The 14,421-nt window shown below is 72.3% G+C and carries 12 protein-coding genes; 6 read left to right on the forward strand and 6 right to left on the reverse strand.

Translation table 11 applies throughout. The annotated features are described in order from the left end of the window. Nucleotides 1-45 precede the first annotated feature (45 nt). Both ACFW3L_RS06935 and ACFW3L_RS06940 read left to right on the forward strand, forming a co-directional pair. On the forward strand, nt 46-735 hold the full coding sequence (locus tag ACFW3L_RS06935) for an SAM-dependent methyltransferase (RefSeq protein ID WP_378737259.1): 690 nt from the start codon (nt 46-48) through the stop codon (nt 733-735). 29 nt (nt 736-764) lie between these two features. After that, on the forward strand, nt 765-1,253 hold the full coding sequence (locus tag ACFW3L_RS06940) for a DinB family protein (RefSeq protein WP_378737261.1): 489 nt from the start codon (nt 765-767) through the stop codon (nt 1,251-1,253). A gap of 63 nt (nt 1,254-1,316) precedes the next feature. Here the strand turns inward: ACFW3L_RS06940 and ACFW3L_RS06945 are convergent, their stop codons facing one another. The 3 genes from ACFW3L_RS06945 to ACFW3L_RS06955 are packed head-to-tail and all read right to left on the reverse strand — an operon-like array spanning nt 1,317 to nt 4,176. After that, nucleotides 1,317-2,162 carry a citryl-CoA lyase gene (locus ACFW3L_RS06945; protein ID WP_378737263.1) on the reverse strand — a complete coding sequence of 282 codons (846 nt, stop codon included), beginning with the start codon at nt 2,160-2,162 and terminating at the stop codon, nt 1,317-1,319. Beyond that, nucleotides 2,159-3,385, reverse strand: a complete 1,227-nt coding sequence (locus tag ACFW3L_RS06950) for a CaiB/BaiF CoA transferase family protein (protein WP_378737265.1) — start codon at nt 3,383-3,385, stop codon at nt 2,159-2,161. The genes ACFW3L_RS06945 and ACFW3L_RS06950 overlap by 4 nt, the downstream gene beginning before the upstream one ends. Then, nucleotides 3,382-4,176, reverse strand: coding sequence for an IclR family transcriptional regulator (locus ACFW3L_RS06955; protein ID WP_378737267.1), 795 nt, complete (start codon nt 4,174-4,176; stop codon nt 3,382-3,384). Before ACFW3L_RS06955 ends, ACFW3L_RS06950 begins: the two co-directional genes overlap by 4 nt. 286 nt (nt 4,177-4,462) lie before the next feature. Here ACFW3L_RS06955 and ACFW3L_RS06960 point away from each other — a divergent pair, with 286 nt between their 5' ends. The 4 genes from ACFW3L_RS06960 to ACFW3L_RS06975 all read left to right on the forward strand — a co-directional run bounded on the left by ACFW3L_RS06960 (nt 4,463) and on the right by ACFW3L_RS06975 (nt 10,889). Beyond that, complete coding sequence (locus tag ACFW3L_RS06960; protein WP_378737269.1) at nt 4,463-5,455, forward strand: Bug family tripartite tricarboxylate transporter substrate binding protein; 993 nt, start codon at nt 4,463-4,465, stop codon at nt 5,453-5,455. Next, the gene (locus ACFW3L_RS06965) at nt 5,452-6,048 is read left to right on the forward strand and encodes a tripartite tricarboxylate transporter TctB family protein (protein ID WP_378737271.1); all 597 of its coding nucleotides are present in this window, start codon (nt 5,452-5,454) and stop codon (nt 6,046-6,048) included. Before ACFW3L_RS06960 ends, ACFW3L_RS06965 begins: the two co-directional genes overlap by 4 nt. Before the next feature lies 1 nt (nt 6,049). Beyond that, nucleotides 6,050-7,603: a tripartite tricarboxylate transporter permease gene (locus ACFW3L_RS06970; RefSeq protein WP_378737273.1), complete on the forward strand. Its 1,554-nt coding sequence runs from the start codon at nt 6,050-6,052 to the stop codon at nt 7,601-7,603. A 298-nt stretch (nt 7,604-7,901) separates the two neighbouring features. Continuing rightward, on the forward strand, nt 7,902-10,889 hold the full coding sequence (locus tag ACFW3L_RS06975; protein WP_378737275.1) for an NB-ARC domain-containing protein: 2,988 nt from the start codon (nt 7,902-7,904) through the stop codon (nt 10,887-10,889). A 233-nt stretch (nt 10,890-11,122) separates the two neighbouring features. Here the strand turns inward: ACFW3L_RS06975 and ACFW3L_RS06980 are convergent, their stop codons facing one another. The 3 genes from ACFW3L_RS06980 to ACFW3L_RS06990 form a co-directional block, all read right to left on the reverse strand. After that, a complete protein-coding gene (locus tag ACFW3L_RS06980) occupies nt 11,123-12,055 on the reverse strand; it encodes an ornithine cyclodeaminase family protein (RefSeq protein ID WP_378737277.1) in 933 nt (310 codons plus the stop codon). Beyond that, nucleotides 12,052-13,401: an MFS transporter gene (locus ACFW3L_RS06985; protein WP_378737279.1), complete on the reverse strand. Its 1,350-nt coding sequence runs from the start codon at nt 13,399-13,401 to the stop codon at nt 12,052-12,054. Before ACFW3L_RS06985 ends, ACFW3L_RS06980 begins: the two co-directional genes overlap by 4 nt. A 145-nt stretch (nt 13,402-13,546) precedes the next feature. After that, nucleotides 13,547-14,239 (reverse strand): GntR family transcriptional regulator, encoded by a 693-nt coding sequence (locus tag ACFW3L_RS06990; protein WP_378737281.1) that lies wholly within the window; start codon nt 14,237-14,239, stop codon nt 13,547-13,549. Nucleotides 14,240-14,421: the final 182 nt, after the last annotated feature.

The following is a 14,421-nucleotide window of genomic DNA, read 5'->3' on the forward strand; positions in this document are numbered from 1 at the left end:
ACAGAACCGTGCGCGGATCGGTCCCCGCCGCCCAGCATGGGCGTCATGCGATCCGAAACCGGGGTCCCCTCTCCCGCACGGGAGTTCTGGGACCGGCAGTACGGCGACGAGAGTCCCTCGACGCCCCCTCCCCCGCCCAACGCGGCCCTCGTGGCGCTCGCGGAGGAGCTGGCGCTCGTACCGGCTCCGCGCCCGCGAGTCTCCCACGCCCTCGACCTCGCGTGCGGACGCGGCGGGGACGCCCTGTGGCTGGCCGCGCGGGGGTGGCGGGTCACGGCGGTGGACGTCTCGGAACACGTGCTCGACGTCCTGGCCGAACGGTCCCGGCTGGCGGGGGTCGGGGAACTCCTCGACGTGGAGCCCCACGACCTGGCGTCCTCCGCGCCCGACACCGGTCCCCTCGACCTCGTCCACGCCAGTTACTTCCACGCCACGACGGACCTCGACCGGGACGCGGTCCTGCGCGCGGCCGCGCGGTCGGTACGCGACGGGGGGCTGCTGCTCGTCATCGACCACGCTTCGAGCGCGCCCTGGTCATGGAACCGGCACGACGAGCACCCGACCGTGGACGACCTGTGGCACTCACTCGGCCTCGGGCCGGAGTGGACCGCCGTCGTGGCCGAACGGCGCACCCGGCTCGCGCACGGCCCCGACGGCCGCTACGCGACGGTGGCCGACAACGTGGTGGCGGCACGCCGCCGACTACCGACGACACCGGCTCCCGAACCGACCTGAGCGCCCGCACCATCCACGAAGGAGGCACCATGTCCGCCGCGTCACGACACGACCGTCCGCCGCCCAGGACCGGAACCGGGGAGAGGGAGGTCCTCACGGGATTCCTGGACTACCTGCGCGAGAGCGTCATCTCCAAGCTCGAGGGGGCGCCGAAGGAACACCTGCGCACCCCCGGCGTGGCGTCGGGGACCAACCTGCTCGGTCTGATCGCGCACCTGACCCGGGTCGAGCGCCACGTGTTCCTCGGTGAGGAGACCGGTGACTGGGCGGCGACGTTCCATGCCGACCCGGACCGGACCGCCGAGGAGGTGCTCCAGGGCTACCGCGACGCCGTCACCGCCGCGAACGCGGCCATCGCCGCCTGCACGGACCTCGGCCGACCCGCGCACGACGGCCGCCGCGGCCGGACCGCGCCGTCGATGCGATGGTCCCTGGCGCACATGATCGAGGAGACCGGTCGTCACGCGGGGCACCTCGACATCCTCCGCGAGCGGATCGACGGACGAACCGGCCGCTGAACGCCCTGCCGACCGGCCCCGCGACCCGGCCGGTGCGTGCCCGCACCGGCCGGGTCGCCCGTCTCAGTCGGCGTGGACCCCGCCCGGGAGCCGGGTGGCCGGGCCCGTGTACCCGGCGAGGACCGCACGCGGGAGCGGACCCTTGATCCTCGCGCCGCTGTTGCCCTCCTCCCAGGCGTGGGCCAGGATGCCGACGGACCGCGAGAGGACGAAGAGCCCTCGGGCCAGTTCGGGGGCGAAGCCGAGGGAGGCGTAGACGGTGGCCGTGGCCCCGTCGATGTTCATCGGAACGGCTCGGCCCCGGCGGCCCTCCAGGGCCTTCTCCAGGGCGAGCGCGGACTCCAGCGGTCCGGCGTCGACGACCCCCTCGCGGACCGCCTCGCGGACCATGTCCAGGAGGGGGTCGCGGCGGGGGTCCCTGGGGTGGAAGCGGTGCCCGAATCCGGGGACGTAGCCGCCCCTCTCCCGGTACTCGGCCACGATCGACTCGGCCACGACGTCGGCGCCGGTGCCGTCGGAGCGCCGCTCCGCCATCTCGTTCAGCAGGGCGACGCACTGCTGGCCGGCGCCACCGTGCACGTCCCCCAGGAGGTTCACCCCGCTGGCGACCGCGTTGTTGAGTCCGAGTCCGCAGGTGGCGGCCATCCGGGCGGCCGCGATGGAGGGCGCCTGGGGCCCGTGGTCGACCCCGGACACCAGCGCGGACTCCAGCATGCGGGCCTGGGCGGGCTCGGGCAGTTCACCCCTGAGCATGAGCCAGACCACCTCGACGAAGCCGTGGCGGCCGATGACGTCCTGCACGGGGTAGCCCCGCAGTTCGATCTCTCCCGGGGCGACGCGTGTCAGGGAGGTCGACCACCAGTCACCGATCTCCTCGTGCGTCATGCTCGGGGTGTCAGGAGCGCTCACACCACACCCGCCTCTCTGAGCGCGTTGACCTCGCTCTGTTCGTAGCCCGCTTCCCGGAGGATCTGGTCGGTGTGTTCCCCGAGGAGGGGTGGCGATCGATCGGGCCCCAGGGAGGCTCCGTCGACGTGCACGCCGCTGCCCAGGACACGGAGTTCGCGGTCGTCCCGGCCGGGGAACGGCAGGGTGCGGACCAGGCCCCGGTGTCGGACGTGGTCCAGTTCGAGGGCCTCGCGGACGCTGAGGACGCGGGCCGCGGGGACCCCCGCCTCGGACAGGACCACCTCCCAGTCCCGCGCGCTCCGGCTCGCCAGGCGCTCCTCCAGTTCGTCGCGGAGCGCGACCCGGTGGGCCTTGCGGTCCTCCCGGGTGGCGAAGCGCGGGTCGGTCACGAGCTCGGAGGCCCGGAGGAGCTGGCAGAGGGTCTCGAACTGTTCCTGCTTGTTGGCCGCGATGTTGAGTGTGCCCTCGGCCGTGGTGAAGGTGCCCGAGGGAGCGGCGGTGGCGTTCTCGTTGCCGATGCGGGAGGGTTCCACCCCCGCGGAGAGGTAGTTGGAGACCCCCCATCCCATGGCCGTGATGGCGGTCTCCAGCATCGAGACGTCCAGCCGGGTGCCCTCCCCCGTGCGTTCACGCCGCACGAGGGCGCTTCCAACGGCGAAGGCGGCGGCCAGTCCGCCCAGGACGTCCGCGATCGGGAAGCCCGCGCGGAGCGCCCCGGTCTCCTCCGTCCCGGTGGCGTCCATCATCCCGGACAGTCCCTGGATGATCTGGTCGTAGGCGGGCCGGTCGCTCAGCGGTCCGTCGGAGCCGAACCCGGACACGGCGCAGTACACCAGGCCCGGGTTGAGGTCGCGCAGGGTCTCCCAGCCGAAGCCCAGGCGTTCCATGACCCCCGGCCGGAAGTTCTCCAGCAGCACGTCCGCGTCCCTGACCAGGGTGCTCAGGACCCGGCACCCCTCCGGGGACTTCAGGTTCAGGGTGAGGGACCGCTTGCCCGCGTTCTGGGCGAGGAAGGACGCCCCCACGCGTCGTTCGTTGAGTTCCGACGAGGCTCCGAGCTGTCGAGCGAGGTCACCCGCGCCGGGGACCTCCACCTTGACCACGTCGGCGCCCATCAGGGAGAGCTGGTATCCGGCGTAGGGGCCGGCCAGCACGTTGGTCAGGTCCAGGACGCGGATCCCTGCCAGGGGGAGCGGCTCCCGCGCGGCCGTCGCGGTGCTCATCCGTTCTCCTCGTCCTCGGTCGCCACGTTCTCCGACCCCGGGTCGAATCCGATCCGGCCGATGCGTTCCGCCGCCTCGCGCACAGCGCCGCTGAAGGCACGGACGGAGGCCTCGGTGAAGCGCGCGGTGGGCCCGCCGACGGCCAGTGCCGCGACGGGCCCGGGGCCCGCACCGGAGCCGCTCACCGGGGCGGCGACACCCGAGGCGCCGTGTTCGCGCTCGCCGTGGCTGACCGCGAACCCCCGGGCGCGAGCCTCGGCGATCTCGGTGAACAGGCGCTCGACGTACTGCGGTCCGTGCGGGGATGCCGCGGCGACCCTCCGGACCACTGACTCGGGGGCACCTCCCAGGAGCACCTTGCTGGCCGCTCCGCCCCAGAGCGGCATCTCGTCACCGGTGTTCACGACGTGTCGGAGCCGTTGGGGGCCCTCCTCCTGCGCGACGCAGACACGGACGGTGTCCGCGCGTACGTAGAGGTTGACGGTCTCGGAGGTCTCGACGGTGAGGTCACGCATGATCACACGGATCGACTCGGGCACCTGCCAGACGGCGTGGGCCAGGCGCGCCCAGCGGAGCAGCCCCGGTCCGGCTCCGACACGGCCGTCCGAACCGGACCAGAGCAACCCGCGTTGTTCGAGGGTGCCGACCAGGCGGAGGACGGTGGTCTTGGCCAGTCCGGTCAGTTCCACCAGTTCGCGTGTGGTGTAGCGCTGGTTCCTCTCGTCGTAGAGGTCCAGCAGGTCGAGCGCGCGCACCACGCTGCGCACTCCCCCTTCGGTGTCCCCGGCCATCACTCTCCCCTCGTGGTCCACCTGGTGGACTCATTGGTCTACTAGATGGTCGTTCTGGGGGTCAGGCTAACCCACCGCAGCAGGAACCGCCAGAGGAACCCCCTCCGACTCCATCGCCACAGGACCCCTGCCAGGCATGACGCACGTGTCCTGGCGTGACGACTTCGTTAAGGAAAGATGTCCCGGACGCATTGACACGCCTTCACGTGATTTGCATCATTCTCTGAACCAATCAGCGGCCCATGTGGTCCACCTGGTGGACCATTGCGGTCGAGAGGGAGTGAAGATGGACAAGCAGCGCACCCTGCGTGCGGTGGGGGCCGTGTGCGCGACCCTCGTCGTGGGTGCCGCCGCGGCGAACGCCGCGCTCTCGCAGACGCACGGCTCCGAGGCCCGCGCCCGGGTGGACATCGTGGTGCCCGCCGACCCGGGCGGCGGCTGGGACCTCGTCGCACGGGAGGCACAGCACGCGATGCGTCTGAACGACGTCGTGGCCAACACCCAGGTCGTGAACCTGCCCGGAGCGGGGGGCACCATCGGTCTCGCGCAGACGGTGCGGCGGGAGGGCGAGGCGACCACCCTCATGACCACCGGGACCGTCATGATCGGCGGCATCATCGTCAACGACTCCGCCCAGACCCTGGAGGACGTCGTCCCCATCGCACGGGTGGCCGACGACTACGAGGTCTTCGTGGTCCGCGACGACTCGCCCCTCCGGGACATGAACGACCTGATCGAGGCCTGGGAGGACGACGCGGGCGCGGTGGCCGTGGGCGGCGGTTCGCTCGGGGGCACCGACCACCTGCTGGCCGGACTCGCGGCCCAGTCGCAGGGACTCGACCCGACCGACGTCAACTACATCCCGTTCGCGGGCGGCGCCCAGGCGCTCACCTCCCTGCTCTCGGGCAGCATCGACGTCGGCGTCTCCGGCTACAACGAGTTCAGCGACCAGGTGGAGACCGGGAGCCTCAGGGTCCTCGGTGTCTCCGCCCACGAACGCGTCACCGGACTCGAGGACCACCCCACCCTCCCCGAACAGGGCGTGGACGCCGTACTCCCCAACTGGCGGGGATTCATGGCGCCGCCCGGGATCACCGAGGAGGAGCGCGCGGAGCTGACGGCCATCGTCGAGGAGATGGTCGCCACCCCCGAGTGGCAGGACACCCTCGAACGCAACCGCTGGGACGACACCTTCCAGTCCGGTCCGGAGTTCGAGGCCTTCCTCAAGGACGAGATCACCCGCATCACCGACGTCACCAAGGACCTGGGGCTGTCATGAACCCACAGAGAGAATCAGCGCCGCCCGCGTCGTCGCGGGCGGCCCACCCGGCCCGTGCCTGGCTGCGGGGGCGCAGCGAGGTCTTCGTCGGCCTGCTCGTCATCGGGGTCGGTGCCTTCCTGGGCGCGCAGACCATGGCCATGCACGTCCCGGACACCTCCACGGGGCCCGGCCCCCAGCTCTTCCCCGGCCTGGTGTCCGGACTGATGCTGGTGCTCGGAGCGCTGCTGATCGTCCAGGTCGCCCGCGAACCGGCCGTCCCTCCGACCGACGCAGACCCGGACGCGGAGTCCGCCGGGATCGTCGGTGAGCTGGTCGAGGGCCGGGAGGCCCGGCGCACCGCCACCCACAGTGACTGGCGCACGGTCGGTCTGGTGCTGGGGGCGGTCGTCGCCTTCACCCTGCTGCTGCAGCCCCTCGGCTGGCTGCTGTCCGGCGCCCTGCTGTTCTTCGGTGTGAGTACGGCGTTCGGGGGTCGGCGCTCGCTGTTCGAGGCGGCGGTGGCACTGGTCTACTCGGCGGTCGTCCAACTCGCGTTCGTCGCGGGCCTGGGCCTGAACCTCCCCTCGGGGATCCTGGGCGGGGTGCTCTGACATGGACACACTCGTACTCCTCGGTGGCGGTTTCGCCTCCGCCCTCACCCCCGAGAACCTGTTGTGGGCCTTCGTCGGCGTGGTCCTCGGCACGGCGGTCGGGGTCCTGCCGGGCCTGGGTTCGGCGATGGCCGTGGCCCTCCTCCTCCCGGTCACGTTCAAGCTCGACCCCACGGGCGCCTTCATCATGTTCACCGCCGTCTACTACGGCGGGCTGTTCGGCGACTCCACCACGTCCATCCTGATGAACACGCCGGGCAACAGCTCGGCGATCGCCACCGCGATCGAGGGCCACCGGATGGCCCTGCGCGGCAAGGCCTCCCAGGCGCTGGCGACCTCCGCGATCGGGGCCTTCCTCGGCGCGGTGGTCTCCACGGCGGTGGTCGCGTTCTTCTCCGGCGTCATCATCGACATCGCCCTGCGGTTCGGCCCCGCCGAGTACTTCGCCCTGGCGGTCTTCGCGTTCGTGGCGACCTCCGCGGTGGTGGCCCAGTCCATGGTCCGCGGTCTCATCGCCCTCTCCCTGGGTCTGGCGATCGCGATGGTCGGCATCGACGCGCAGAGCGGCGCGGCGCGGTTCACCCTCGGCGTGCCCTCACTGTTCGAGGGGATCGGTATCGTCACCGTGACCGTCGGTCTGCTGGCTCTGGGCGAGGTGCTCCACGTCGCCTCGCGGATCCACCGGGAACGGGACGACGCGCAGCTGGTCAGGACCGGCGGGACCCTCTGGCTCAAGCGCGGCGACCTGCGTCGGGCCGTCCCCGCCTGGCTGCGCGGCCTGGGCTTCGGTCTGCCCTTCGGCACCATCCCGGCCGGAGGTTCGGAGATCCCGACCTTCCTGGCCTACGGCACGGAGCGCAAGCTCTCCCAGCTGAGAGCCCGGCGCGGCAGGCGCCCCGACGAGTTCGGCAAGGGGGCCATCGAGGGTGTCGCGGCCCCGGAGGCCGCCGCGAGCGCGACGGCGGGCACCGCCATGGGCGCCCTCCTCGGGCTGGGCCTGCCGACGTCGGCCACCGCCGCCATCATGCTGGCCGCGTTCCAGCAGTACGGCATGCAGCCCGGCCCCCTGCTGTTCGAGCGCAACGCCGACCTCGTGTGGGCGCTCCTGGCCAGCCTCTTCGTCGGCAGCGTGATGCTGCTGATCCTCAACCTGCCCTTCGCCCCGCTGTGGGCCAAGCTGCTGCTGATCCCGAAGAGGTACCTGTACGCGGGGATCACCGGATTCGCGGTGCTCGGTGTCTACGCCTCCTCCTACTCGGTCACCGACCTGTGGCTGCTGATCCTCCTCGGCCTGTTGGGGTTCATGATGCGCAGGTACGCGATTCCCGTCGCCCCGGTGCTCATCGCCGTGATCCTGGGCCCCCTCGCGGAGACCGAGCTGCGCCGTGGGCTGGCGATCGGGCAGGGGGACGTCGGAGTCATGTTCACCGGCCCCATCACCCTGGGCATCTACGCCGTCATCCTCCTGGCCGTCGGCATCGTCGTGGTGGCGCGGATGCGTGCGGCCAGACGCGCGGACGCACCCTCGGATCGGACGACCTCCCCGACCGCGTGACCCCGCCCGCCCGTGCCCCGAGGGGCGCGGGCGGGTTCGCTTCGGCGTCTCGTCTCCGTGCGCCCGGAGTGGGGGTGGTTCGTGCCGCGACGCCGGTCCGGCACGCGCCCGGGACGGTACGGCTCGCACGGAACGCGGACCGTGCGCCCTGGGGGTGACCGAGGGGTGAATGCCGGGCTACCGGTCCCCCCGGGTCTGGACACCGGGGCGCAGGCACACCAGGATCGGTTCACTGCCGGGCTCGCCAACCCCCACGGGCCCGGCACACCCGGAGTCCTGGGGGTCACGGAGGACGACTGTGCGCCGACGGCCCGAAGACCTGGGTGTTCCCTCGCAACGGCGGTGGCGTCCGCTGCACACGGGGGTGGTCGGGGTCCTCGCGACCATGGTCGGCCTCGGGACGGTGGCCCAGAGCGTGCCGGAACTGGTCCCGGGCGACGGTGGACTGCTGCTCGCGCTGGTGGGGCTGCTGGGCACCGGCACCGCCGTCACCGCCCAAGCCCTGCTCGAACGCCTGCCCCAGGGGTCGGGGCCGCGAGAGCGGCCGGCTCTGCGCCGACGCCTCCCCCCGCCCGTGGACCACTTCACCGGGCACGCCGCACTCATGGCGGAGTTGTTGGCGGAGTTCGACCGCTTCCCGCGCCCCGGGCCCCGCGGGCTCGCCCGCCGGGCGTTCGGGCAGGAGCGGAGACAGCGCCTCCGAGGACCGCTCGTCATCGCGATCACCGGGGAGGGCGGCACCGGCAAGAGCCAGTTGGCGGCCCAGATCGTGGCCCGGGTCGCCGACCGCTTCCCCGACGGCAAGCTGGAGTTCGAGCTCTACGGCGGCGCCGACCACGACTCCTCGGGACGGCGGGAGCCACGGCGCCCAGAGGAGGTCCTCGCCCAGATGGCCGCCGAACTCGGCGGGCGCCCCTCGGACGGTGCCTCCCTCGACGACCTCGCCGGTACGTGGAAGACCGCTACGGAGGGGCGACGGCTCCTCGTCGTCCTCGACAACGCCAAGGACTACGCCCAGGTGGAGCCGCTGCTCCCCAGTGGTCCGGGCTGCGCCGTCCTGATCACCGGCCGCTCGGGATTCCCCGACGCTCCGCCGCCGATGCTGCGGCGCGGACTCGCCCCGCTGTCACCGCCGGAGGGCCTGGAGCTGGTCGACCGCCTGGTCAGCGCTTCGGGCCGGGGGTTGTCCGCCGATGATCGGCGGGCCCTTCCCGACCTGGTCTCGGCCTGCCACGGCCTCCCCCTGGCCCTGTGCCTGGCGGGCACCCAGCTCACCCTGGAGAACGGTCCGGGCGTGGTGAGCCTGCTGGACCGTATGAGCACCCTGGACGTTCCCGGCCCCAGGGCCGTGGCCCGTTCCCTCGCCTTCGGCCTCCAGCAGTGCACGCCCCAGGAGCGTCTGCTCCTGAACCGGTTGGCCGGGGCCGGACTGACCACCTTCGCGCCCTGGGCCGCCGCCGCGCTGCTCGACACCGGGGAGGAGGAGGCCGGGCGGATGCTGTGGGACATGAGCCACCGCTACCTGGTGACGTACCTGTACCGTGCGGGCGGCTTCGACCGGTTCCAGCTCCACGACCGGGTCCGCGACACCCTGCTGGCTGCGGGCCCCCACGTGCTCGGCGTGCCCGAAGACGAGCGACCGGACTGGTCGGCCGAGCGGCTGCGCACCTCAGTCGACCGCCTGCTCCGGGCCTTCGAACGTCTCGCCGAGGCCACCGCCCGAGCCGCCGCGCCACACGAGTGGAGCTTCGGCTCACCCGTCCCCGGCCGGGTCGGGCAGGGTGGGGACGCCCCGGCCGTCGTGCGGGCTCCGGCCGATCCGCTGGCCTGGCTGGAGTCCGAGCGCCGGGGGTTCGAGGTGTGCTTCCGGTGGACCGCGCCAGAGGGGGACGGACGGCGCTCACCCGAGCGCGGGCTCCGACTGCGACGGGCCTTCACGGTGCTCTCCCGCTCCGGCCGCAGGCACTGGGGAGCCGTGGGCGAGGCCACCCGGCAGTCCACCGCGCTGGCCCTGGAGATGGACGACCCCTTCTCCTACGGCGTGGCCCTCCTGGAGCGCGCCGAGGTCGTGGGGGCCCAGGGCGACCACGACACGGGCTACGAGCGCGCGCTCACCGCCCTGCGCGTCCTCGAACAGCTGGACCCGCCCGTGGATCCGCGCTGGTCCGCGCGGGCACACCGGGCGGTCGGCGTCAACCTGTACCGCAGGGGCGACCTCGACGACGGGCGGGCGGAGATCGAGCGGGCGGTGCGGACCTTCGAGGAGCACACCGACCACTGGTGGTGGGCGCGGACCCTGTGCAACCTGGCCGAGGTGGACCGGTTCCAGGGGCACCTCGAACGCGCCTACGACCTGCTCTCCCAAGCCGAGTCCCTGCTCGAGGGCTCCCGGGACGTCCCCGAGCAGTGGGCGCGGGTGCGGCTCCAGCGCGGGGAGGTGCTGCGGTTGCGCGAGTACCCGCTCAACGCCTGGTTCGTGCTCTCCGACGGCCTGGAGCGGCTGACCGACGCGCCCGAGGAGCACTGGTACCGGGCCCGCTACCTGCGTTCCCTGGGGCAGCTGCCCACCAACGAACTGAACCGGGCGGCGGAGAAGTGCGAGCTGCTGCTCAGCCCCCAGCGTGAACGGGACCGCCGCTACCGGACCGCGCGGAAGGCGGGTTGGCCCGAACAGCAGAGGAGGGCAGTGGAGAAGCTGTTCGTCGACGGCTACCCGGAGTACGCGTACCGGTGCGCCGAGCCCGGCCCGCCGCGCGGACTCCTGCGTCGGCGCGGGACGCTCAGGGACACGTGGCGGGGTGAGCGCCAGGTCGAGCGGCTGCGCGAGGCGGAGCGCTCCTTCGAGGAGATCGGCGACGACTGGGGGCGCTGGCGCACCTGCCTGGTGTTGGGCCAGGTGCTGCTGGCCCGTGACGAGGGCGAGGGCAAGGAGGAGTTCCTGCGTGCCGCGCGGGGGTTCCGCGACCTGGGTGACAAGTGGTGGCAGGCACGGGCCCAGCGTATGGCCGCCGAGTCGCTCCACAAGGCGGGGCGGCTCGGCGAGGCGGAGGAACTGGCGCGGGCGGCGATCGCGGGGTACCGGGGCTTGCGGCATCGTTCGGGTCAGCTGCGGGCCATGCGGCTGCTGGCCGCGATCGTGGTCCGAAGCGACCCGATGGAGGCGCGGCGCATCCTCAACCGGGCCACGAAGATCGCGGAGGAGGGGGTCCGGCTGGGGGTGGTGCCGGGGTGGATGGTGGCGTGGATCGGGGCCCTGCTCTCGGAGGTCGAGAACAGCAGCTACTGAGCGGGGCCGGGCCCGGGCACGGAGAGGGGCTCCGCACCGCGAGTCACCCCGCCGGGGGGGGGCCCCCGGGGCCAGCGGGGGGGCGGGGCGGCCCGGCCCGGCGCCCGGGGCCCCCCCGCGCCCCGGCGCGGGGCGGGGCCCCGCCCCCCGCGCCACCTCGCGGTGCGGAGCCCCGGTGTCACACGGGCCGGCAGGACGGTCCGGCCCGGGCGACTGGTCCGCCCTCGGACCGGTCAGAGCGCGGGCGCGACACCCACGGCGACGGCCAGGTCCTCCCACGACATCCCGGAGCCCTTGAACACGTTGGGCCGGTCGGTGCGGCGTGCGACCTCGCCCCGGACGAGCGGGGCGATACCGACGAGGTCGGCCTTGGTGAGGGTGCCCTCCTCGATGGCGATGACGACGTCCCCGCACTCACGCAGGGCGGCGTCGCTCTCCTCGACGACCACGAGGGAACGGCCCATCAGGGCGGCGTCGAGCTCGCGGCGGTCGGCCTCGTGCGATCCCATGGCCACCACGCAGGCACCGTCACGGACCAGTGAGCCGTCGAACAGCGGGTCCTTGGCGGAGGTGGCGCACACGACGATGTCGGCCTCGGCCACGTCGGCCTCCGTGCCGGTCTCGGCGGTGATGCCGCGCTCGGCGAGTTCCCGGAGGGCGGAGTCCACACGGTGCGGGGTGCGGCCGACCATCCGAACGCTCGTGAGCTCGCGGATGCCCGCCACGGCGACGACGTGCTCGACCGCCTGGGGGCCGCTGCCGAACACCACGAGGCGGGACGCCTCGGGTGCGGCCAGCCGGTCGACGGCCACGGCGGAGGTGGCCGGGGTCCGCAACGACGTCAGCGTGACGCCGTCGACGAGCACCCTAGGAGTGAGGGTCCGGGCGTCCATCAGCATGTACACGGCCTGGATGCGAGGCAGGTCGCGGGCGGGGTTGTCCGGGGACACGGACGCGACCTTCACGCCGACCCAGTCGCCCAGGGTCGAGGGCATGAGCAGCAGGTGGCCGTCACCGGCCCCGGCGTGGGTGCGCGCGGGGTCCCGCGAGGGGTCGAAACCGTCGAGCAGGGCGCGCTCGATCAGCTCGAACGCCCGCTTGGGGCCGACCCGCTCGCGTAGTTCCTCCGCGCTGACGAAGGGCAGGCCGGTGTGTGCTTCGGTCATGCGGACACCTTGGAGTTCTCGTTGGCGGCGGCTTCACGGGCCTGGATCAGGGCGCTCTCCTTGCGGACGACGAGGCCGGAGCACGCGACGGCGACGAAGGAGATGACGGCGAGGACGACCAGGTAGGTGGCGATCGGCCACCAGGCGCCGTCGAAGCGGGCCAGCAGCCAGGTGGCCAGCAGCGGGGCGGTGCCACCGGCGAGGGCGGCGCCGATCTGGTAGCCGAGGGTCACACCGGTGTAGCGCACACGGGTCGTGAAGATCTCGGAGGTGAGGGTGCCGAGGGTGGCGGTGACCGGGGGCCAGGCCACGCCGAGGGCGATCACGACGGCCGCGTACACGGCCCAGCTCATCTGGAGGTCGAGCAGCATGAAGAAGGGCGCCGCGAACAGGGCGATGAGCAGGGTGCCCGCGAGGTAGACCTTCGGGCGGCCGACGCGGTCGGAGAGCGCGCCCATGAGCAGGATACCGAGGGTGCTGACCAGAGCGCCGGCGCTGACGGCGTTGAGGACCACGGACTGCTGGACGTCGAGCGTACCGGTGGCGTAGCTGACGACGAAGGTCGCGAAGATGTAGAACGGGGCGGTCTCCACGACCTTGGCGCCGACGGCCACGAGGACGGAGCGCCAGTGGTCGCGCAGGGTGTCCCGGATGGGCAGCTTGGCGACGTCGCCGCTCTCCTTCGCCTCACGGAAGGCGGGGGTCTCGGCCAGGCCCTTGCGGATCCACAGGCCGACGAAGACGAGGACGATGCTGGCGACGAACGGGAGACGCCAGCCCCAGGACTCGAAGGCGCCGTCGGGGAGCAGGCTGACCAGGCCGAAGGCGACGGTCGACATGAGCATGCCGATGGTGATGCCGGTCTGGGGCACCGAGCCGAAGAAGCCGCGACGGTTCTCGGGGGCGTACTCGTAGGCGAGCAGCAGGGCGCCGCCCCACTCGCCGCCGATCGCGAGTCCCTGGATGATCCGGCACAGGATCAGCAGGACGGGGGCGAGAAGGCCGACCTGGTCGTAGGTGGGCAGCAGACCGATCGCCACGGTGGCGCCGCCCATGAGCGACAGGGTGATGACGAGGGTCTTCTTGCGACCGATCCGGTCACCGATGTGGGAGAAGACGATCCCGCCGAACGGCCGGATGAAGAAGGTCAGCGACAGGGTCAGGTACGACAGCATCAACGAGATCACGGGGTCGTCGTTGGGGAAGAACTGCTTGTCGAAGATGAGCGCGGCGGCGGTGGCGTAGAGGAAGAAATCGAACCACTCGATCGCGCTGCCGCTGAGGCTGCCAAAGAGGACACGGCGGTTGGTGGCCGGTTTACCGACCACCGAGTGCTGCGAGGCCACTCACAACTCCTCGGATCAGGGCCCGATGAAGAGGGGCCTCAGGAAGGGGAACTTGTGCAACGTACAATTGCACCCTCCCCGAAGCAAGGCCCGTGACCTAATCGACGCAGCTCAGCTACCTGCTTCGTGTTCCGACCCGCCTTCGTCAGACCTCCGCGCGGCCCGCCCAGACGCCCCGCACGTGGCCCAGGTGGTGGCGCATGAGGGCCTCGGAACCCGCTGTGTCACCGGCTTCGAGGCGGTCCAGCAGGGCGTGGTGCTCCTGCGCGGTGTCGACCAGACGGCCCTCCTCGTGGAGCCCACGCAGCGCCGACAGCCGCGACATCCCCCGGAGCCTGCGCACCTCGTCCACCAGCTTCTGATTGCCCGCGATGGACAGCATCTGGAGGTGGAAGGCCATGTCGGTGGCGATGAACTCGCGCAGCTGTCCCGTCTCGGCGGTCTCCGTCAACCGGTCCGCGAGCGGACGCAGCGCGGCGATCTGTCCGGCGGTGGCGATCGCTGCGACCCGGCCGACCGTGGGGACCTCGATGAGGGCGCGGAGTTCGATGAGCTCGTCCAGCGCCACGTCGCTGAACTCCACCACGCGGTACCCCCGGTGTCGGAGGGTCTCCACGAGCCCCTCCTGGGTCAGCTCCATCATGGCCTCGCGCACGGGGGTCGCGGACACACCGAGGCGTTCGGCCAGGACCGGGGCCGAGTACACGACACCGGGTTCGAGCTCACCGGCGATCATGGCCTCACGCAGGACGTCGGTCACCCGGGCGCGCAGACTGGCGTGCTCCGTGAGCGAACCGAGGACCGGCCGCGAGCGGTCCCGCGGCGCGTCGATGCTCATGTGCTGTTGTTCCTCCCCGACCGGACTGCGTCGTTCCAGGATGCCACGCGCCCCGGCCCGATCCCCTCGAAAGGCCGTTCCCGGCACGCACGGAAGAAGTGGGAAGTGCGACACGGAGGGTCACGGGACGACCGCGACGGGCGCCGAGCGCGCTGCTACGGGAACCCCTAGGGGCCGATCGA

It is taken from the genome of Nocardiopsis sp. NPDC058789 (assembly GCF_042745575.1).
GTDB classification, from domain to species: Bacteria; Actinomycetota; Actinomycetes; order Streptosporangiales; family Streptosporangiaceae; genus Nocardiopsis; species Nocardiopsis eucommiae.

Bases quoted from the DNA above. Each gene is read 5' to 3' on its own strand.
- ACFW3L_RS06955 (WP_378737267.1), bottom strand. From the start codon at position 4,176: ATGGCCGGGGACACCGAAGGGGGAGTGCGCAGCGTGGTGCGCGCGCTC.
- ACFW3L_RS06940 (WP_378737261.1), top strand. From the start codon at position 765: ATGTCCGCCGCGTCACGACACGACCGTCCGCCGCCCAGGACCGGAACC.
- ACFW3L_RS06965 (WP_378737271.1), top strand. From the start codon at position 5,452: ATGAACCCACAGAGAGAATCAGCGCCGCCCGCGTCGTCGCGGGCGGCC.
- ACFW3L_RS06950 (WP_378737265.1), bottom strand. From the start codon at position 3,385: ATGAGCACCGCGACGGCCGCGCGGGAGCCGCTCCCCCTGGCAGGGATC.
- ACFW3L_RS06935 (WP_378737259.1), top strand. From the start codon at position 46: ATGCGATCCGAAACCGGGGTCCCCTCTCCCGCACGGGAGTTCTGGGAC.
- ACFW3L_RS06980 (WP_378737277.1), bottom strand. From the start codon at position 12,055: ATGACCGAAGCACACACCGGCCTGCCCTTCGTCAGCGCGGAGGAACTA.
- ACFW3L_RS06990 (WP_378737281.1), bottom strand. From the start codon at position 14,239: ATGAGCATCGACGCGCCGCGGGACCGCTCGCGGCCGGTCCTCGGTTCG.
- ACFW3L_RS06970 (WP_378737273.1), top strand. From the start codon at position 6,050: ATGGACACACTCGTACTCCTCGGTGGCGGTTTCGCCTCCGCCCTCACC.
- ACFW3L_RS06960 (WP_378737269.1), top strand. From the start codon at position 4,463: ATGGACAAGCAGCGCACCCTGCGTGCGGTGGGGGCCGTGTGCGCGACC.